This window comes from Neobacillus niacini, from assembly GCF_019749295.1.
GTDB lineage: Bacteria > Bacillota > Bacilli > Bacillales > Cytobacillaceae > Neobacillus > Neobacillus niacini_D.
Genome location: NZ_JACWFG010000041.1, coordinates 1 through 5,302 on the forward strand (window position 1 = coordinate 1; position 5,302 = coordinate 5,302).

The window sequence follows — 5,302 nt, forward strand, 5'->3', positions numbered from 1 at the left end:
ACGCCGCCAGCGTTCGTCCTGAGCCAGGATCAAACTCTCCAAGAAAGTTGATATAGCTCATTTTGTTACGTTGGCTTAGCTTTTATAAAAAGCTAAAAAATTGTTTGTTGACGTTACTGTTTGTTTAGTTTTCAAAGAGCAAATGTTACTAGATTAATAGCAACGGAAAATATAATACCATATCCGCTTCGTTAAAGTCAACACTTTATCTCAAAAGTTTGACTCCCTCTCGAAGGGAACTTTTATATAATATCATTTAATTTAGGTTCGGTTCAATAGTAATATTTCCCATAAACAAAATTATACCTTGTAAAACAAACTTTTGTTCTTTAAAAGGATTTATAACCATTTTTCATCACAAAAATAGAGAAAACGCGTGGTAGTATCCACGCGTTGACATAAAATCTAAAACATAATTCTTTTTTCCCCTTCAATCGCTTGAATAGGATTTATATTCTGAGTAAATTCAAGTGTTCCAATGTATTTACCACTTTCATCTCTAACCGCAAAATAACGAATGTATACATATTTATCACGGAACTTAATCCAGAAATCTTCTGTATCCTTCCTTCCTGCTTTAAAGTCAGCTAATAGCTCTTCCACCACATGTACACTTCTTGGCGGATGACAGTTCTGAACTGTCCGGCCAATAACTGCCTTTGTACGAGCAAAAATTCTTTCTTTACCATGAGAGAAGTATCGCACCACATCATCTTGATCAATGAACGTTAGGTCTACAGGTAAATGATTTAAAAGCAGCTCTAGCTGTTTTAATGATAATATTCCTGTTTCCATTTTAATGTACCCTTCTGAGATTGCTTTCTCATCCAATGCATGTCTCTCAGGCTTCCAAACCTCTGTTGGTGCAATCAAGCAATATCCAATTTCGTCACTCTCACGTGCAATTTTCACCCATTCGTCTTCGGTAAAATTGTTCAATGCCATAGGAAAAAGAATATTTTCTTCTCTGTAAATCATAGTAATAACTTCTTGAATCACAAAATTAATCACTTCAATGACGGCTTGTTTTTCCCCATGATAAGAAGCTAATTTTTTTCTTGCATCTTTAATGGCGTCACGAATGAAGTCGTTAATCCGCCACATGTTGTTTGTTGGTCCATAAATGCCGTACGTTTCTAAATAAGGGAAAATTAAATTTTCTTTCCGGCTATAATGCTTATCAATATCTAATAATAAATTGATATCTTCTAAAAGCAAAAGTATGTTTTCTTGACTATCTTCCATCTCAAACTGATCTAAATGAACTTGAAGAGTATTTACCAATTTATCTATTTCTTTATTTTCTAATATAAATGTGTGTATCGGATGGCCAGGTTGTTCTTCTGGCTTATTTGGTTTTTCCACTTCTTCAATTGCTCCTTTAAAAATTTCTGTGTGCTTGGCATGTAAGCGATGCATCTCTTCTATAGAAAGATCACCAAAATCATGTTGAAGTTGTGAAATCTCATCAATGGTTATTTTTCCAATAAACGCATTAAAATGTGCTTTTACCTCTGAAACATTTTTTCCTTCATGAAGATCTTTAAAAATCTGTTTTAAAATAGCTTGGCGTTTATTTGGGTTTTCGGTTAATTGTTCACGGTTATTAATTAATTCGCTCATTGGGATTCTCCTTCGTAATTTGCTATGTTAATAATGTTATTGATAATTAATCTCATACATAAAATAACACCTTTTTAAAAGTCTGTTTGTGATTAACATCATTGGTACAGAAATAAACTTAATAAATGTGATAAATTAATGACAGCGAAATTGACAGAGTTTTTTATCCGTGTTATATTTATCTCGAATTAAAGATATTTATTTTCAAGAGTTTAATTAGCCCCATTCCTGATGAGTGTATTGGGCCTGAAGGGGAAAAATATAAGAAGAAAGACTTTATGGAGGAATAAACGTTGAATCATTTAAAAGGAATACATCATGTAACAGCAATAACAAGCAGCGCCGAGAAGAATTATGAATTTTTTACCTTTGTATTAGGTATGCGTTTAGTTAAGAAAACAGTTAACCAAGATGATATTCAGACCTATCACTTATTTTTTGCGGACGACAAAGGAAGCCCTGGAACTGATATGACATTTTTCGATTTTCCTGGAATTCCAAAAGGCGTGCATGGAACAAATGAGATTTCAAAAACTTCCTTTCGTGTACCTAGTGACGCAGCATTAGATTATTGGCTAAAACGTTTTGAGCGTCTAAATGTAACTCATACTGGTATCAAAGAACAATTTGGCAAAAAGTCACTATCATTTGTAGATTTTGATGACCAACAATACCAATTAGTCTCAGATGAAAATAATGAAGGAGTTGCCTCAGGCACACCTTGGCAAGATGGTCCGATACCATTGGAATATGCGATTACTAGTTTAGGTCCTATTTTTGTACGTATTGCTGACTTTGATTATTTTAAAGAAATGATGGAGAAGGTTCTACTTTTTAAAGAAATAGCTCAAGAAGGATCCTTTCATTTATTCGAAGTAGGTGAAGGCGGGAATGGAGCACAAGTAGTGGTTGAACATAATGCAGTTTTGCCACAAGCACGGCAAGGATTTGGTACGGTTCACCACGCAGCGTTCCGGGTTGAAGATCGTTCTGTTTTGGAGGAATGGGATCAGCACATGCGGAGTTTCGGATTCCAAACATCTGGTTTTGTCGATCGATACTTTTTCGGATCTTTATACTCAAGAGTTGCCCCTCATATTTTATTTGAATTTGCAACAGACGGTCCTGGATTTATGGGTGATGAACCTTATGAAACACTTGGTGAAAAACTATCACTACCGCCATTCTTTGAATCAAAACGAGATCAAATTGAAAGACTTGTACGTCCGATTAATACAGTAAGAAGTACAATTAAATTTAAGAAAGAATAAAAATAATAAAAATAATAAAAATAAGCGGATTCTTCGGGAATCCGCATTTTTTCTTTGTTGATTAAAATGGAAAGTGCCAGGCACAAAAGCTGGCACTTGAAATTCCTTTTAGAGAGTTGTAACTATCGGTCCGTTTTTTGTTAGAATAATGGTATGTTCGTACTGAGCAACAAAACTTTCTTCTGTCACGTACGTCCAATCGTCACCTTCTACTTGAAAAACTTCCTCTTCTTTGGTAGAGATGAAAGGTTCAAATGCAATTACCATGCCTTCCTTTAAAAGCTCATCATCCCACGTATCATGATAATTATAAATATGATCTGGAGCTTCATGAATTGTTCGTCCGATTCCGTGCCCTGTTAGATTCATGATTACCGTTAAGCCGTGCTGTCTCGCCGTTTGAATGACCGCTTTTCCTATTCCACTTTTCTTTGAACCAGGCTTCGCTTTCTTAAGTCCAGCTTCAAAAGCCAATTTAGCTACATCACAAATTTTCGTTAATATTTCTTCCCCTTCACCTACTACGAAAGAAATACCTGTATCAGCGAAGTAACCATTCTTTGAACCGGATACATCAATATTTACGATGTCTCCTTCTTTAATAACTCTTTTCCCTGGGATGCCATGGGCCACTTCTTCATTGACACTTATACAGGTATAGCCAGGAAAATCGTATTCACCCTTTGGTGCTGAAATGGCACCAGCCTTTTCGAAAAGCTGCCCAGCTATATCATCTAGTTCTTTTGTAGTTATACCAGGTACTGTTCTTTGTACCAGTTCATCTCTAATTTCGGCACAAATTTTGCCGATTTCCTTCAACGCTTGAATATCTTCTTCTGTTTTTGCAATCATTTGTTTTCCCTACTTTATCATATTAATATCGTTGTAAATTTTCCATTCTTATATTTTAGGCTTACTTATAGTAAAAATTCAAGTATGTTTCCTTATTATAAATAGGAATTATAACCAATATATCTTATTATTTTTACTCCCAATGGGCAGGTCTAGTTAATGTGCCTGGTAATTTAGTATGTTTATTTCCTTTTGCCGCATTCACTTGAGCCTGAGTAAGAAAAATACTTCCAGTAAGATTTGCCCCACTGATATCCGCATCCCTAAAATCTGCACCAATGACATCACTCCATCTAAGATCCGCGTTTCTTAAGTCTGCTGCAATAAGGAAGGCACCTCTTAGGTTCGCGCCTCTTAAATCGGCTTCCTTTAACTTTGCTCCTATATAATCCATACCGCGTCGAGTATTTTTTTGCTGCTTCTTAGTAACTTGAGCACGAACCAATTCACTGGTACGGGTTAGTAACTTGTTTACCTTAGTTCTATGCTCGGATACATCAATGCTCTTTATGAATTCTGGACTCTTATATGTAAGTTCTTCAGTCTCTGCAAAACAAAGACGTAATTCTGTATTGATTGATTTTGCAGCATCATTCATTAAAGCTTCGTTTAAATACCAAAGCATCTCATGAAGCTGCTGCATAATTGGATAAACCTCAAACATCTCTTGAGAAACGTCCTCGTTCGTCCTCCAATCCTTTCCATTATATGTGATTTTCGATACCTTTTGGCCAGCCCCAAAGCATTCATATGCCGAACATCCACGAAACCCTTTATTTCGAAGATTTTCATGTATGCCACATAAATAATTAGATTGTAAATTACGGCAAGGTGTTCCGCCGTCTTTATCAAAGGCAAAGTCGGCTGATTTTGCATAAGGCAGAGCCACACAGCATAAACCAAAGCAATTTCCACAATCAGCACGTAAATTATTTAATATATTGTCTTCTGTTAGGACTGCACTAGACAAAATAATCACACTTCCTTCTATGTAAAAAACCTACATACTAATCTTGTTAAAATCTCAACTAGATAATATATTAACACAGAATGCGTTAGCAGGTCTTCTTCTTATCTATGTTTCTTCTATCTACAAAGAGAAGGAGTAATGCAACAATTGCTTGCTTTACGTTACCCATGTCACTGATAATTGCTCTGAACGGGCACGAATAGATACTATTCGTTACCGTTTTCTCTAAAAATACTTATGTACAGGCACGAGTAACTCCTATTCGTTACCATTCTCTCTAAAAGTACAATCACAAGGTCACAAATCTTAATCCAATTATATTATTACAGTACTTATCCAGTCAGACAACAAAAAAACACAACCCCTAACGGATTGTGTTTCATTCTGCCTGGCAACGTCCTACTCTCACAGGGACGTTTGTCCCAACTACCATCGGCGCAAAGAAGCTTAACTTCCGTGTTCGGTATGGGAACGGGTGTGACCTTCTCGCCATTATTACCAGACTGTTTTTGAGGTTTCATTCCCTCAAAACTAGATAAACTCAGAAGAAGTGTGTAAAACGAGTTCGCTTTAAAAATTGGTTAAG

At 35.9% G+C, this 5,302-nt stretch carries 4 protein-coding genes and 1 rRNA gene; 1 reads left to right on the forward strand and 4 read right to left on the reverse strand.

Annotated elements, in window-relative coordinates; genetic code table 11:
• Window positions 1–405: 405 nt before the first annotated feature.
• Window positions 406–1,623, reverse strand: coding sequence for a DUF438 domain-containing protein (locus H0184_RS27340; RefSeq protein WP_221831168.1), 1,218 nt, complete (start codon window positions 1,621–1,623; stop codon window positions 406–408).
• A 293-nt stretch (window positions 1,624–1,916) separates the two neighbouring features.
• On the opposite strand from H0184_RS27340, the gene H0184_RS27345 reads away from it, so the two are divergent.
• Window positions 1,917–2,894 carry a ring-cleaving dioxygenase gene (locus H0184_RS27345; RefSeq protein WP_221831170.1) on the forward strand — a complete coding sequence of 326 codons (978 nt, stop codon included), beginning with the start codon at window positions 1,917–1,919 and terminating at the stop codon, window positions 2,892–2,894.
• A gap of 108 nt (window positions 2,895–3,002) precedes the next feature.
• On the opposite strand, the gene map is transcribed toward H0184_RS27345, so the two are convergent.
• The 3 genes from map to rrf all read right to left on the reverse strand — a co-directional run bounded on the left by map (window position 3,003) and on the right by rrf (window position 5,219).
• Window positions 3,003–3,746, reverse strand: coding sequence for a type I methionyl aminopeptidase (map, locus tag H0184_RS27350; RefSeq protein WP_221831172.1), 744 nt, complete (start codon window positions 3,744–3,746; stop codon window positions 3,003–3,005).
• A gap of 133 nt (window positions 3,747–3,879) precedes the next feature.
• Window positions 3,880–4,716: a pentapeptide repeat-containing protein gene (locus H0184_RS27355; RefSeq protein ID WP_221831174.1), complete on the reverse strand. Its 837-nt coding sequence runs from the start codon at window positions 4,714–4,716 to the stop codon at window positions 3,880–3,882.
• Between the two features lie 386 nt (window positions 4,717–5,102).
• Window positions 5,103–5,219 (reverse strand): 5S ribosomal RNA (rrf, locus tag H0184_RS27360).
• Window positions 5,220–5,302: the final 83 nt, after the last annotated feature.